Annotated in this window: 12 protein-coding genes; 2 read left to right on the forward strand and 10 right to left on the reverse strand. The window is 67.8% G+C overall.

Annotation, left to right across the window (positions count from 1 at the left end; translation table 11 throughout):
- Window positions 1-10 precede the first annotated feature (10 nt).
- The 6 genes from K32_RS12535 to K32_RS12560 all read right to left on the reverse strand — a co-directional run bounded on the left by K32_RS12535 (window position 11) and on the right by K32_RS12560 (window position 5,906).
- Window positions 11-976: an ATP-grasp domain-containing protein gene (locus K32_RS12535; protein ID WP_201399863.1), complete on the reverse strand. Its 966-nt coding sequence runs from the start codon at window positions 974-976 to the stop codon at window positions 11-13.
- A 6-nt stretch (window positions 977-982) separates the two neighbouring features.
- A complete protein-coding gene (locus tag K32_RS12540) occupies window positions 983-2,188 on the reverse strand; it encodes a DegT/DnrJ/EryC1/StrS aminotransferase family protein (RefSeq protein ID WP_201399864.1) in 1,206 nt (401 codons plus the stop codon).
- Between the two features lie 23 nt (window positions 2,189-2,211).
- On the reverse strand, window positions 2,212-2,904 hold the full coding sequence (locus K32_RS12545; RefSeq protein WP_201399865.1) for a PIG-L deacetylase family protein: 693 nt from the start codon (window positions 2,902-2,904) through the stop codon (window positions 2,212-2,214).
- Entirely contained in the window at window positions 2,901-3,821 is a 921-nt protein-coding gene (locus tag K32_RS12550) for a methionyl-tRNA formyltransferase (protein WP_201399866.1), read from the reverse strand. Before K32_RS12550 ends, K32_RS12545 begins: the two co-directional genes overlap by 4 nt.
- Entirely contained in the window at window positions 3,818-4,501 is a 684-nt protein-coding gene (locus tag K32_RS12555) for a sugar transferase (RefSeq protein WP_244669473.1), read from the reverse strand. The genes K32_RS12550 and K32_RS12555 overlap by 4 nt, the downstream gene beginning before the upstream one ends.
- Window positions 4,502-4,631: 130 nt before the next feature.
- Window positions 4,632-5,906, reverse strand: a complete 1,275-nt coding sequence (locus K32_RS12560; RefSeq protein WP_201399867.1) for a polysaccharide biosynthesis/export family protein — start codon at window positions 5,904-5,906, stop codon at window positions 4,632-4,634.
- Between the two features lie 190 nt (window positions 5,907-6,096).
- Here K32_RS12560 and K32_RS12565 point away from each other — a divergent pair, with 190 nt between their 5' ends.
- Window positions 6,097-7,287 (forward strand): glycosyltransferase family 4 protein, encoded by a 1,191-nt coding sequence (locus tag K32_RS12565; RefSeq protein ID WP_201399868.1) that lies wholly within the window; start codon window positions 6,097-6,099, stop codon window positions 7,285-7,287.
- Window positions 7,288-7,347: 60 nt separating this feature from the next.
- On the opposite strand, the gene K32_RS12570 is transcribed toward K32_RS12565, so the two are convergent.
- On the reverse strand, window positions 7,348-9,585 hold the full coding sequence (locus K32_RS12570) for a Wzz/FepE/Etk N-terminal domain-containing protein (protein WP_201399869.1): 2,238 nt from the start codon (window positions 9,583-9,585) through the stop codon (window positions 7,348-7,350).
- A 173-nt stretch (window positions 9,586-9,758) separates the two neighbouring features.
- Here K32_RS12570 and K32_RS12575 point away from each other — a divergent pair, with 173 nt between their 5' ends.
- Window positions 9,759-11,060 (forward strand): O-antigen ligase, encoded by a 1,302-nt coding sequence (locus K32_RS12575; protein ID WP_201399870.1) that lies wholly within the window; start codon window positions 9,759-9,761, stop codon window positions 11,058-11,060.
- 37 nt (window positions 11,061-11,097) lie between these two features.
- Here K32_RS12575 and K32_RS12580 read toward each other — a convergent pair whose 3' ends face one another.
- From K32_RS12580 to K32_RS12590, 3 genes are read right to left on the reverse strand one after another with little or no spacing between them, the layout of a single operon-like run.
- A complete protein-coding gene (locus K32_RS12580) occupies window positions 11,098-12,612 on the reverse strand; it encodes a pectate lyase (RefSeq protein WP_201399871.1) in 1,515 nt (504 codons plus the stop codon).
- A complete protein-coding gene (locus K32_RS12585) occupies window positions 12,609-13,475 on the reverse strand; it encodes an ATP-binding protein (protein ID WP_201399872.1) in 867 nt (288 codons plus the stop codon). The genes K32_RS12580 and K32_RS12585 overlap by 4 nt, the downstream gene beginning before the upstream one ends.
- A gap of 35 nt (window positions 13,476-13,510) precedes the next feature.
- Window positions 13,511-14,536, reverse strand: coding sequence for a glycosyltransferase (locus K32_RS12590; protein WP_244669475.1), 1,026 nt, complete (start codon window positions 14,534-14,536; stop codon window positions 13,511-13,513).
- Window positions 14,537-14,952 lie beyond the last annotated feature (416 nt).

Raw genomic sequence — 14,952 nt, forward strand, 5'->3', positions numbered from 1 at the left:
CCGTATCCCTTCAGCCCTCGAAGATCGCGGCGTCGTATCGCAGCATCAGCACCCCGGCGCGCCAGTCGTCATGCGCGGTCGAGGGCAGCGCGGCGACTTCCTCGAGCAGCCAGCGCGCATATTCGGCGCCCGCGTGATGGGCGAGCGGATAGCCGCCGCCGAAGCGGGCATTGATTTCGAAGACGCGCGGCCCCGTCGCCGCGTCGAGGATGACCTGGAAGCAGAGCACGCCCCGCGCTTCGGGCAGGGCCCTCGCCACGCCCTCGGCGAGTTCGCGGAAGATCGGATCGCGCTCGGTCCGGCCCTTCTCGACCTCGCCGGCGCGCACCCGCAATCGGCGATGGGCGACGGCGCTGCGCAGGACGCCGCCCTGATCGATGAACATGTTGACCGTGAATTCCGGCCCGACGAGGAACTGCTGCAGCACCATGGGTTCGTCGACGGCCTCCGGTAGCTCGGCCGGCCCCTCGACGATCCGGATGCCGCGGCTGGCGCTGCCGGCCGACGGCTTCAGGAAGGCCGGCCAGCCTGACAGTCCATCCATGAGGTGGCCGTTCCCGAACGGGCGGGTCCACGGCACCGGCACGCCGGCTTGCTCCAGAACCTCGGCCGTCCGGAGCTTGTCGCGCGCCACCTCGATGACGCAGGAGGGGCTGACATGGACGCGGGCGCCGAGGGCCGAAAACCGGTCGATCGCCGCCGCGAGCGGCGCCAGTTCCGGATCGATCGTCGGCACCACCAGATCGACGCCATGCTCGCGCACGATGTCGATCAGGGCGTCGACGAAGGCCGGATCGCCATAAGCGGGCACGGCGAAGGCGCGGTCGGCCGCGTTGCAGGCGGCGCTCAGGCCCGGCTCCAGATCGCAGGCCAGAACCTCCAGCGAGACGCCCATCGAAGCCGCCGACTGGCGGAAGCAATCGATCAGGCCGACCCGCCGGCCGGCCGAGGAGATCAGGAGGGTGAGATGCTTCATGTCGCCCTATTCCGCCGCCTCGTGCCGCATGTTCGGCTCTGTCGCGGATAACGCATCCGTCGCGCGCCGCATCACCTCCGTCACGACATCGGCCGCCCGGCGCATCGCCGCCGCGTCCTGGCAGGGATCGACGAGGAAGGCGAGGCTGGTCTCGCCGAGCGCCGCCGCCACGGGAAGCGGCGCAGCCGGGCCGAAGCCTGCATCGACGAAGGCCTTTTCCCGATAGACCTCCGGGCAACTTCCGGAGAAGCAGGCGACGCCCTCGGCGGTGATCGCGGCGAGGATGCGGTCACGATTCCAGCCGGGCTTCAGCCGCTCGGGCCGGACGAAGGTGTAGAAGCGATACCAGGCGTGGCGCAGATCCTCGGGTGGCACGGGCGTCCGCAGCCCCGGAAGGTCGGCGAAGGCCTGCATCAGGATGGCGGCGTTCTCGGTCCGCTGCGCATGCCAGCCGGGCAACCGGGTCAATTGGCGCAATCCGATCGCCGCCTGGATTTCCGTCATCCGGTAGTTGGAGCCAAAGCTCTCATGCAGCCAGCGGAAGCCCGGCGGCGGCGCCGGCTGGAAGACCGTCGCATGGCTCTTGCCGTGGTCCTTCCGGCTCCAGGCCCGCTCCCAGAGCCGCTCGTCGTCCATCGCCAGCAGGCCGCCCTCGCCGCCCGTGGTGAGGATCTTGTCCTGGCAGAAGGAAAAGGCCGCGATGTCGCCGAAGCTGCCGACCGGCCTGCCGGCGATCTCCGCGCCATGCGCCTGGGCGCAATCCTCGATCACGGTGAGGCCATGCTCTTGAGCAAGGCGCAGGATGGCCGGCATGTCGGCCGGCCAGCCGCCGAGATGCACGACGATCACGGCGCGGCTCTTCGGCGTCAGCACCGCCGCGATGGTCTCGGCCGTGATCGCCTGGCTGTCCGGATCGATATCGGCGAACACCGGAACGCCGCCCGCCATCGGCACGCAGGCGGCCGAAGCGACGAAGCTGCGCGGCGTGACGATCACCTCGTCGCCCGGCTCGAGCCCGATGGCATAGAGCGCGACATCGAGCGCGACCGTGCCATTCGCCAGCGCGATCGCGTGGCGCCTTCCGATCTCCCGGGCATATTCCGCCTCGAACTCCCCGACCTTGCTGCCGGTCCAGGCATTGACCTTGCCCGAACGCAGCACGGCGACGACATCCTCGATCTGCTCTTCGTCAAATTGCGGCCAACGATTCACGACGACCTCCTTCGATGACCGCTTCAGGCGCGGATCACATGCCTCACGAGAACAAAGGCTTCGGCGGCGCGGCAGTGCACCGAGGCGCCGCGCAGCATGGCGAGCGCCGTAAGCGCCTCGACCGACCGCTCATGCGGAAAGGGACGGAGCTGCGAGGCGAACATCTGCATCGCCTCGATCTTCGTTGTCAGCGTTTCGTTGACGTCGATGAAGACGTTCGGCAGGAAACCGGGCGTCACATAGGGTGCGTTCCAGTTGGTCTCCGACAGCGTCTCATAGGCGAGGATGGTCGCCGGGAATTCCGCCTGGTGCGGCCGCGCCGCGACCATCGCCGACAGGAAGGTCAGCTGGTGGTCGGCGTGGATGTCGCCGACGAAGGGAATGATCAGCGTCGTCGGGTTGAGGTCGAGCACGACCTTGCGCAACGCGGCGTTCAGCTGGGCATGCGGCGTGTCGAACAGCTGCGCGGCCGGCTGGCCGAGCCAGAGCGTCTGGCGGACACCGAGCAGCGCATGCGCCCGCGCCGCCTCCCCCTGCACCCGCGTCACCTGCTCGGCCGAGAAGTCCGGCGGCTGGCCGCTGGTGACCACGGCGACGAACACCTCCTGGCCGGCCCTGGCGAGGCGCGCCATGGTGCCGCCGGCGCCGAGGATCTCGTCGTCGGGATGCGGCGCGATCACCAGTGTGCGGCCGAAGGTTTCCAGCGAACCCGTCATCCGAGGCATGCTCCCAGCTTGGAATGGAGGCGGGGCCGGTCCGTGACGCCGCCGTCGCGCCGCCAGGCGGTGATGTCGATCGCCTCGCCATCGCCGCAGCGGACCGTGAAGCCGGACGGCGTGTGGCTCTGGACCTGCCCCGGCAGGCCGATGAAACGGTGCGAGTCGGCGAACCGGGTCGCTGCGTCGACGATGAGGCGCTGGCCGTCGGCGGTGGTGAAGGCGCCGGGATAGGGATCGCCCACCGCCCGGATCAGCCGCAGCACCGCCTCGGCCGGCTCGCGCCAGTCGATCCGGCCGTCCTCCGCCGTCCGCCTGGCGCAATAGGTGGCCTTGGCGTGGTCCTGCTCGACCCTGGGCGCCTCGCCCTTCAGGACGAGCGCGACCGCCTCCGGCAGCATCCGCGCCAGCGCCTCGGTCTGCTTGTCATAGAGGCCGCGCGCGGTCTCGTCGGGGCGGACCGTGATCATCTGCTGCAGCAGGATCGGCCCGGAATCGACGCCGGCATCGAGCCAGAACAAGGTCGCCGCCGTCTCCCGCTTACCGAGCAGGATGGTCCAGGGGATCACCGCGCGACCGCGCATATGCGGCAGCGCCGCCGGATGAAAGCCGACATTGCCGATCCGGGCGACCGACAGGAACGCGTCGCGACAGACCTGCGACCAGCCGATCACCAGCACGAGGTCGGTCTCGAACGCCCGGAGCGCCGCGAGCGCCTCGGGGCCATTGATATCGACGGCATGCACCAGCGCGCCGCCGCCGGCCTGCGCCAGCGGGCCAAGATCGACATAGTCGGAATGGCGGCGGGCCGCCTCCGGCGGCAGGGTGATCACCAGGCCGGGCGCCAGTCCCGCGTCAAGAAGCGCGCGGAGCCCGATCGCCGAGCCTTCGACGGCGCCGATGAAAGCAATGTTCATGCGCTGGGCTCCCGGCTGAAGGGGCGATCGAGACCGGCCGCGCGGATGGCGAGATGCGCCTCGGCCTCGGCCAGCGGCGCCGGCCGCACCCGTTCCCCGCCCAGAATGGTGACGACGGTGAGGACCAGGATGCGGAGATCGAGCCGGAGGGAGCGATGGTCGACATACCAGATGTCGAGCGCCAGCTTCTCGGCATTGGTCAGGCGCGTATTGCCGTTCACCTGCGCCCAGCCGGTGAGCCCCGGCCGGACCCGGCAGCGCAGCTCGCCGAGGCGACCGAAGGCGGCGATCGTCTCGGGCTTCAGCGGCCGCGGCCCGACAAAGCTCATGTCGCCGGCCGCGATCGAAAGAAGCTGCGGGATCTCGTCGAGCCGCACCCGGCGGATCCACCGGGTGACCGCCGTCTCGCGCTGCACGTCCGGCAGGAGCTGGCCGGCCTCGTCGCGCCGATCCTGCATCGTCCGGAACTTGACCAGCCGGATGGGCCGCTGCCCGAGGCCGCAGCGTTCCTGCCGGAAGAGCAGCGGCCGGCCGAGGGCGGCCCAGACGAGAGAGGCCGTCACCAGCGCCGGCAGCGCGGCGACCAGAAGCGCGGCGAGCGCGACCAGGCGTTGGCCGGACGCCGGCGCCGGGTCGGCAACGTCCCGCGCCACCAACTCCTTCTCCATTCCTGCCAGCATCGGGCACCCCCTCGAAAGCGGCGCGGGATCGACGGCGCGGCGCGCGCCGGTTCCCCCGAAAAATTCCAACTCCCTGCTCCGTCGCGCGCTCTGCCCACGCGAAACGGCATCTATCTCGCGCGAACGCGGCCTATTGCGACGGCTGCGCCGCGGGCGGCTGGAGCGCGGCCAGCGGCGCGTTGGTGTGCGTGCTGCGGATACTGACGATGACGACGTCGCCCGGCTGCAGCAGCGTCGCGGGCGTCGCGCGCAGGTCGGCATTGCCGGCGGCGTCGGTCCGTCGCACCGTGAAATCCAGGATGACTTCCTTGTTGTCCGCCATCTGCTGCGCCGTCATGGCGGAGAGAAGCATCAACTGCTCCTCGGCGGTGCGGCGCGTGCCGATCGCGGTGATCAGGGCGGAGGTGTGCGTCTGCAGGTCGACCAGCGCCTGCATGTGCCGGGCCTGCTCGAGGTCGGCGAGCTGGCGCTTCAGCGTTCCGATCTCGCGCCGCCCGTCCGATTGCTGGCTCATGACCTGCAATTGCCGCGACTCTTCCGCCGTCAGCTGGCGTTCCAGGTTGGACACGTCGGTCAGGGTCTTGATGCCACGCTGTTGCAGGCCCTGCCCGCGCTCCAGGTCGGCCCGGCTGAATTCGACCGACTTCGCGACCTTGTCCGCCATCTCCACCAGCAGTTCCTGCCCCCGCGCCGCCTCGGCGATATTCTCGAGCAGGATCTTCTTCTGGGCGGCGAAGCCGTTTCGGTCGCTGTCAAGAATCCGCATCTCGACCTCGCGCATGATGTCCGCCGCGGGCCCCTTCACATAGGCGCGCGCCGATTCCGGAACGTCCTCGTCCCGGATCGCGTCGCCGCCATTGAGCTGCGCCTGCAATCGCGCGATCGACAGGCCTTCCCGGATGATGGTGTTCTCGACCGCCTCGAGCTCGCCATGAATTCGCGCGCGGGCGAGAACAGGATCCTCGCCATTGGCGGCCGTGATCTGGCCGCCGGCAAGGCCCATCGCCTTCTCGACGGTCAGCCGCGCCTGGAACGGATAGGATCCGGGCTGGCGGACATCGCCGATCACGAAGACCGGACGATAGGCGGCGACCGACAGGGCGATCTTCGGCTGAACGAAGATCTTCCGCTCCGCATAGATCGCGTTCACGTGCTCGAGCGCCGCGGCGATCGTATAGCCGGCCACGGATACGCCGCCGAGCAGGGGCGCCTGGATGGTCCCGTCGGCCGCGATCGGCAGATCGACCGGCTCCTTTTCATCGTCGAGGATATCGAACCGGAGCATGTCCCCCGGCGCCAGGAGAACCTCCGGCTCGGCGGCGAGCACGGCCACCGTGCTGCCCACGACGATGAACCCCGCAATTAATACTGACAAAAACCTGACGATCGAGAGACAACCAAACATGACAACCCCTTCAGATAAAATTGATCTGAATGGAACACTTCGGCACACCCAGCATATACTGAATTGCATATTTCTGTAATTTCAATCCATGCTAACCTTCCGAAGCTTTCTCGAGCGAATGACAATCTTCAAAAACAACGTTCGGCATATCAGCCGGATCTAAGCAGCCCGGAGCGGAGGCGATCTGTTCATGGTTCAACATGCCGGCACATGGGCCTTCCAGACCGCCGCCGCGCCGCGCCTGACCGTCGCCGTCGTCTGCAGCTACACGGTATCGCTGGTCAATTTCCGCTACCGGCTGCTGGCGACCATGATCGAAGGTGGCCACCAGGTCGTCGCCTTCGGTCCGGAGGATGATGGCCCGACGATCGAGGCGCTGGCCCGGATCGGCGTGCGCTTTGTCAAAATTCCGATGGCGCGAGCCGGCCTCGACCCCTGGGAAGACCTCAGAACCCTCACCGCGCTCTATCGCGAGCTGCGGCGGCTCTCGCCGGATCTGATCCTCTGCTACACGATGAAGCCGATCATCTACGGCCTGATCGCCGCGCGCCTCGCCGGCATCCGGCGACGGCACGCGCTCGTCACCGGGCTCGGCTACGTCTTCGGCGGCGACGAGAGCGACCGGCGTCTCGGCCATATCCGCCGGATCTCGACCTGGCTGTACCGGATCGCGCTGCACGGCGACGGCCGCGTCTTCGTCTATAACGAGGCCGATGCCGACGACATCAGGGCCGGCCGCATGGTCCAGGATCCCCGGCGCATCGTCGCCGTTCCCGGCTCCGGCATCGACCTGACCCATTTCGCCGCCTCGGAGGTGCCGGGCGGCGCGCCCGCCTTCCTGATGGTCGCGCGCATCCTGCGCGAGAAGGGACCGGTCGACTTCGTCGAGGCGGCACGGCGGCTGCGCCGCCGCTATCCCCAGGTCCGCTTCCAGATCCTCGGACCGCAGGACCCGAGCCCGCTGGCGATCTCGCGCGACGAGATCGATCGCTGGGCGGCGGACGGGACGATCGAATATCTCGGCGAGACCGCGGACGTGCGACCCTACCTCACCTCCAGCACCGTCTTCGTCCTGCCGTCCTATTATCGCGAGGGCCTTCCCCGCAGCATCCTGGAAGCGCTGGCGACGGGACGCGCCGTCATCACCACCGACCTGCCGGGCTGCCGCGACGCCGTCGATCCCGGCGAAAACGGCTTCCTCGTCCCGCCGCGCGACCCCGAAGCCCTCGCGGCGGCGATGGAGCGCTTCATCGTCGATCCGGCGCTGGCCGCCACGATGGGCCGACGCTCGCTGGAGATCGCGCGCGCCCGCTTCGACGTCGAGGCAGTCAACCGCCTTCTCCTCACCGAGATGGGGCTGGTAGCGCCGACGCATATCTGAAGCAGCTTGCACGTCCGAATCTCCCTGCACGACTTCCTCCATCGTCCTTCCCGCCCCGCCTCACACTTCGAGATAGGCCCGCGCCTGCCGGCGATGGTTCAGCGCGCCGAGCGTCTCCTGCCCGGGCTGCGCATTCGCCTCGACACCGTTCAGCACGGTGCCGATCAGCGGCGCATGATTGATCTGCAGCCGCGAGACGGCATTGGTGAGCTCCTGCTCCGTGGTGCGGCCGAACCGGACGACGAGCAGCACCGCGTCGACGAAGGGCAGTAGCCAGTTGGCGTCTTCGAGGATCAGCACCGGCGCGCAATGGATGACGATCATGTCGTAGCTGGTGCGCAGATCCTCGATCACCCGGCGCATGTCGTCCGAGCGAACGCGACGGTCGGCATGGCCGCCCCGCGGCGTCTCGAACGCGGTGATCACATCGAGCCCCGGCACGTCGGCCACCGGCTGGATGGCGTCGACGAGCCGGCAGGATCCGGCCAGGACGTCGCCCAGCGCACGGCCGGGCGGAACGGCGGCAAGGCCTGAACGGTCGGGAGCCGGCGGATCGAAGTCGATCAGCACCGTGCCGATCCCGTCATGGGCCGCCGAATAGGCAAAGCCGAGCGCGATGGCGGCCGAGCCGTCCTTCGGCAGGGGCGCAGCGAACAATATGATCGGCTTCGCCACCGGGAGCCGCACGCGACAGGCGAGATAGAGTGCGCGCAGCGCCTCCGTATAAAGCGAGCGCGGCCCTTCCAGCAGCCGCGCCAGCGTCGGCGTGCGCCGCCCGAACCAGCGCCGCGCCTCCTTGGGAATGCTGGCCAGATTGGGCGCGCCGACGATCTGCAGGATGCGCTGGCCGGACCGGATCCGCATGTCGAGCGCCTCGAACATGACGGCAAGCACGATCGCCAGGACGGTCGCGCCGATCAGGCCGCCCGCGAAGATGCGGCTGCGCTGCGGGAAGGAAGGCTGCGTCGGCACCGCGGCGATCGAGACCACGCGGGCGCTCGGCTTCGCCACCTCGGCATAGGGATCGAGCCCGCCAAGGCGCCCGACGACCAGATCATGCAGCTTCTGGTCGGCCAGGAGATCGCGTTCGAGCTCGCGCAGGCGGATCTCCGCCAGGCTGCGCTGGCGCAGCGTCGCCCGGAGATCGGCGATCTGCGCCTCGAGCTGCTGCACGCGATCGGAGATGATCGCCTCCTCGCCCGACATTTCATCGACGATGTGGCGAAGCTCGCTCGAGATCATGGCGTCAACGCTGGCGAGCTCGGCATCGGCCTTGAGCACCTGCGGATGGTTGGTTCCGAGGTTGGACGCATATTGCGCGCGCTCGCGCATCAGCGTCGCCTTGTTGTCGCGCAAGCTCGCGAGCAGCGGCGACGTCAGCGTGGTTCCCTCGAGTTCCACGCCGCCTTCCTGGACGATGCGGCCCTGATCGCGCCGGGCGCGGACGCCGGCAAGCTCGACCCGCGCCGCGGTGAGCTGGGTGTTCATGCCGTCGATCCTCTGGCGCAGGATGTCGTCGCGCACGTCGGAGGCGAGCTCGTTGACGCGGCTGAACTCGGCGATCTCGCGCTCGTTCTGGGCGATCCGCGCGGCGACCTGGGCGGCGCGATCGCGCAGGAAGCTGACCGCATCGGTCATCGCCTCCTTCTTCAGGCTGCGCGACCAGTCGACATAGGTGTTGGCCACCGTGTTGGCGAGCGCCGCCGAAAGGTCCGGATCGGGGCTGATGATATGGATCGTGACGGCGAGGCTCTCGCCGGTGCGGGTCGCCGACAATTTCGACAGCAGCATGGTGATGGCCTGGTCGCGCTGCACCGTGAGCGGCGGCAGCTTGGCGGGCGCGTTCGACCCGCCGAACAGGCGATCGAAGAAGCCAGGAGGTTCGGCCGCCTCGCGCGCAGCCGCGAGATAGGTATTGAACCAGGGGTGCTCGACCAGGTTCATCGCATCGACCACACGACCGATGAAGACGCGCGAGGTGATGATGTCCATCTCGGTCTCCATGGCCGAGCGGTCGCGGACATCCCCCTGCATCGCCGTCACCGCCTCGAGCATCGGCGTGTCGTTGCGCTCCAGCACGATCGCCGACGTCGCCGTGTAGCTGTTGCGCATCGACGCGAGCGCGATGACGAGCAGCGCGACGGAGACCGCGATAAAGATCGAGATAAAGTATTTGTGCCGGCGCAGCAGCGCCCACATTTCGCGAAGACCGACAACATGCAGCGGTTTGGCCGGCGCTAATATTTCTTCAACAGACCCAGGACGTGCATTCGGATCAAATTTGATTGACGAATCCATCACAATGTACCTGCGATTAAATTATATCGTGATCAGCCCCCGATTTTTCTACACACCATAGACCTATCACCCTCCCATCATGAGATCAGTAAACTTATGTTTACTGTTTCCAATCGTGAATCTTCAGCTAGGATCAAGAGGCATTCCGCTGCGTCCACCCGTCGGGAGACCGCATGGATCAATCGTCGTCCTTTCCCGGATCTCCGCCATATCGCGCCACGCCCGTCCGCGCGGCGCCGACCGCCGGCACGGCGGCGCAGCGGGCCGAATTCGCGCTCGCCTGCGCGGTCGTGTTCTTCGCGCCGATGAACTTCGTGCGGCTGCCGAACTTCTACTTCACGGCGAGCGACGCCTTCGCCTGCCTCTGCCTCGGCTTCATGATCCTGAACCGCTTGCTGCCCCTGAAGCCGCTCGGGCCGGGAACGGCCTACTGGCTGTTCGGGCTGACGCTGATGGTCGGGGCGCTGCTCGGCAGCAGCCTGCTGGCGAGCGTCGTCGATCGCGGGCTGATCCTGTCGATCCAGTATCTGTTCGCCTATCTGCTGCTGCCGCTCGTCCTGCTCGGCCGCCCCTGGAAGCAGACGACGATCCTGATGAAGGTCTTCGTCGCCTCGATCATCCTGATGATCCTGCACGGCATCTACGTCATCGACATTCTGAAGGAGACCAACACCACCTTCGTCAGCGGCAGCGGCCGGCTGATGGGCTTCGTCGAGCGCGACAATGAATGCGGCGGCCTGATCGCGCTGACCGTGCCGATGATCCTGGCGATGACCTCGATGCGCACCCTGCATCCGCTGATCACGCTCGCGATCCTGCCGCTCATCACCTACGGCATCATGCTGACCGGCTCGAACACCGCGCTCTATGCCATGCTCTACGGCCTCGGCGTCTTCTTCCTCGCCACCATCACACCGCAGCGCGCCGCGATCGGCGTCGCGGCCGTCATGCTGATGGTGAGCGGCCTGAACACGCCCGTCATCCGCGACAACCTGCCGGCCACGTTCCAGAAGCGGGTGCTGACCGGGCTCGAGAGCGGCGACCTGAGCGAGGCCGGCACCTTCGACGACCGCATGCGGATGATCCAGGAGGCGTCCGGCTTCGCCGGCGACGTCGTGCTGGTCGGCTACGGGGCCGACCAGTATCGCGAGATCAGCGCGTTCCATGCGCCGGTGCACAATCTCTACCTGCTGATGTGGAACGAAGGCGGCCTGATCGCCCTCGGCGGCTTCCTGCTCATGCTGACCGGCGGCTTCATCGCGCTGGCGACGCCGCTGCGATATCGCGGCAGCCGGGAGGTCTTCGTGGGCGGCTTCGCGACGCTCAGCCTGTTCGCGGTGCTGATCAACGCCGTTCCGCACGTCTATGGCCGGTTCTGGGCCGTGCCCGTTCTGCTCTCGATCGCCCCCGCCGTCACCTTCCTGAACGAGGGTCCGATACGGCAGCGCAAGCGGGCCAGGCGCGCGCGCGCCTGAGGGAAGCGAGATCCGGTCGCGCGCGCGCGCCGGCGGGTCAATTCGCGGGGACATCGGCGGACCTCGCGGAATGCATGCCGACGCCGTCGCCGGCCAGTTCATGCAGATATTCTTCAAGATTGGTCCACCCGTCGCCGTCCCGGTCCGCCGCACCGTCGCGTGGGTCGGCGGGGTTGAGCCCCTTTGCCGTCTCCCAGGCATCGGGCATGCCGTCCTGGTCGCGGTCAGGCGGCGGCGGCGCCGCGGCGAGCGTCGGCCAGCCGCCGACCGCCTCGGGATTCGACTTCAGCAGGCTGCCCGAACGCGCGCGGACGGCCTCGACCATCCGTCGATCGACGGCGTCGCGCTTCGGCCGCGTCGCGCCGGCGGTCGCCAGCACGTCGTCATAGGCCTGACGCGGCGGGCTGGCGCGGACGTTCGCCACGTCGAAGGGGCTCGAGACCAGATAGTTCCGCCACTCCTCCGCGATGACCTGGTCATCGCCCACGCTCTCATCGGGCCGGTAGGTCTCGTCGAGATTGTCCGAGAGGAAAAGCGAGAAGCCGTGGTCGCCCTGGCGGAACAGATAGACCAGATGGTCGTCCTTCTCGCTCCTGCCCGCGATCTTGTAGTTGCCGATCACATTCGCCCGGACCCGGGTCCAGCGATCGCTGAAGCTGATCACATAGTCCCAGATCGGCGAATAGAGGACGTTGTTGACCACGTCCGCCACGCCGCCGGGATCGCGCATCTGGAACTGCGGATTGCGGAACTTGCCGAACGCGAAAAGGGTGTGATGGACGGAGATGTTGCCGCCCATCGTCATCAGCATGTTGCGCGCGCGGTCGTGCTTGCTCGGGCCGCCGTCGAGCAGCGGCTCGGTCACGAAGCCCCATTGGAAGGTGACGTTGGTCGCCCCCTCGGAATCGATCGTCTCGTCGGAACCCCAGCTTGCCGAGACGTGGTCGACGATGATGTCGGTCGCCTCCTTGCCGTAGAAGCCGAGCGCGCCCGAGCAGCAGGCCTTGATGGCATGCGGCCCCGGCCTGAGGCGCAGATGGCGGATGATGACGTCATGGGTGACGACCTCGATCGACGGGCGGATCTGCCGTGGCCCGTTGCGGATCGCGATGCCATCGCCCGGAGCCGTCTCACCGGCGATCGTCAGGTAGGGATGGAGGACGACGAGCGACCGGAAATTGAGCGTGATGGTGCCGCTGGTGCGGAAGATGCAGGTCCGGGGTCCCTCAGCGCCGATGCAGGCGCGCAGCGACCCCACGCCCCGATCCGCCGTCGTGGTGACGAAGATGACGCGGCCGCCTCGCCCGCCCTTCGCCCCGGCGCCAAACCCCTCGGCCGTCGGGAACGCCCGCTGGCGCCCGTCCGGCAACTTCGGCGGGATCGGAATACCGGATCCGGCGGCGGAGGCTTCCTGCAGGTGCAGCCGCGCGAGCCAGTGCGGGATCAGTCCGACCAGATGTCCCCTGGTCGCAAACAGCCCGACCGCCGCCAGGGCGAGGCACGCCACGAGGATCAGGCGCCTGACGTCGCGAAGCGGACCGGTCCGGTTCATGACACCTCCCCCTGGCGCGTCGCGGCCGCGGCCTCCAGCACCAATCCTTCGATTTCGGATCCCCTGCCGATCCGGGCGAGCACCTGGAAGTCGCCCTCCGGGCCCAGTTCGAACAGGGTTCCGTCATGCTTCGATCCGTCGGTCTTCACGACCAGCAGAAGCGCGCCCGGCCCCCGGGAATAGGCGTGGATGTTGGCGATCGCGACGCGCAGCCGCTCGGGCCGGAAATAACCGAGATTGAGGATGTTGGCGGCGCGGATGAAATCGAAACGCGCCGCGAAGGACGGTTCCCGGACGAAGATGTCGTTCTCGACGAGCCGTATGGCCTGGCCGACCAGCGCCCGGCTCTCCATCCGCACCGGCAGCGACGCCCCCGCCGCGATCCGCCGGCGCAGGCGCGGCCGCAGCATCGAGCGGGCCAGGAGGCGCGGCAGAACCGCGAGGGTGACATAGTCGAGCCGCCGCACCCAGGCGCGGATACCGACGCCGGCGACGCCATATTGCAGCGGCCAGCCATCGGGATCGGCGAGCACGTGAACGCCCGGAGCGAGATCGACCAGATGCGCGTCGATGAAGAGATCGGTGCCGACGACGCGCGGCACGGCGCCTTGCGCGCGCAGGAAATCGGCAAGCTCGATCGTCGTCAGTCCGGTCGAGGCGCCGATGTCGAGCACCGCGCAGGGCCCCTTCACGCGCGCCCGCACCATCGGCGCGAACCGCTCCTCGACGACCGCGAAGCGTGACGGCCGCGTCAGCTTGAACGTGCCGTTGCGCATCTTCAGGCTCGAAAAGAACTCGCACTCCCGCGCCAGGTCGGCGGGGGCCCCGGCGGCGGAGAAGAAGCGTTTCGCTGTCAGCATCATGATCCGCGATCTCCGGGCACGACCTCCAACTCCCCTCAGGCCTGGCCGATGAACGAGGCGTAGCGACGCGCGATCTGCGGCAACGAGTAGTTCTCGTCGACGCGGCGACGCGCGGCGGCCGACAGGCCGGCATAGTCCTGCAGGCCGATGCCGAGCATCCGGCACATCGCCTCCCCGAGCGCTTCGGCATCGCCGGGCGGAACCACCAGCCCGGTCTCCCCGACCACCGCCGCGGCGTCGCCGACATCGGTGGTGACGACCGGCTTGCCATAGCTCATCGCCTCGGCGACGACGTTCGGGAACCCTTCCGTGCGCGACGACAGGACGAGGATGTCGATGCTGCGGTAGAAGGCGTCCATGTCGGTCACCTCGCCGCTGAGCGTGATGGAATCCTGCGACAGGCCGGCCTCGGCGATCATGTCGCGCACGGTCGCATTGTCGTCGGAGAGGCCGGCGCCGACCGCCATGAAGCGCGCCGCCGGATGCCGCTGCCGAACCCGCGCGGCAGCCCGGAAGAAGGTGGCGTGATCCTTCTGGCGGTGCAGGCGCGCCGCGATGCCGAAAACCTGCGGGACGCGGCAGGCCGGCTGCTCGGCAACCGGCTCGAACCCGTTCGGGATCACTTCCATGTTCTGGTTGGCGAAGCCGAAGCGGCGATGCTGATCCAGCGCTCGCGAAGAGTTGAAGATGATGCCGTCCGGCAAGCGGGAGAGCCGCCGCGCCACGCGCAGCGCCTGGCGCGTGTTCCACGAGAGCGCGGCCGGATCGTCCAGCGCCTGGCGGACATTCCAGAACACCGGCACGCGCTCACCGGAAAACCGCGCCGCCAGAACGCCGGCGATCATGGCGTGATACATCCAGCAGAGGATGACGCGTGGCCGCTCGCGCGCGATCAGCCGCGAAAGCCGGAGAATGGCAGGCAGCGCCCCGGCCATCGAGCGGGCGTGGAGCGGCACGTAGCGGACGGCGCCGCCCTCGAGCCCGCGATGATTGTCGGAGATGTCGATCAGCGAAGCGACGATGGCCGGCTCTGTCGACACACGCAGGAGCCGCGAAAGCATAGCCTCCGCGCCGGCTTGAGCCGTGTAGTTCGTAATGACGTGCATTATCATACTACAGAGCGCTCCCAGATTTCCTTTTACTGATGCTCCGAAGCAGGCATCAGAGGAAACAAATTGACGCCGATCCCAAATTGATACAAATTTCAAACCAATATCGAAATGTAATCTAAACTCCGGAAGTCGCTGACCGCAGGGAGCGGATTGGGATCTCTCGGAAATCATCGAACCGGACTGGGATTGCCGGCGAGTTCGTCGCCGTTGCAAGTATAACTTAGAATTCGTTCCCTGTTCTTCGAGTAGCATAGTCCGCCGGGCGCGTAGTCTGGGAGGATTAAAAGCCTGACACGCTTCGCCGCCTCCCCTGACAAAGCAACATCAAACCCGGAAACTTCCGGCGACCCGCCGCTTCGGAGGCC

Origin of the sequence: Kaistia sp. 32K (genome assembly GCF_016629525.1) — a bacterium.
Lineage (GTDB): Bacteria > Pseudomonadota > Alphaproteobacteria > Rhizobiales > Kaistiaceae > Kaistia.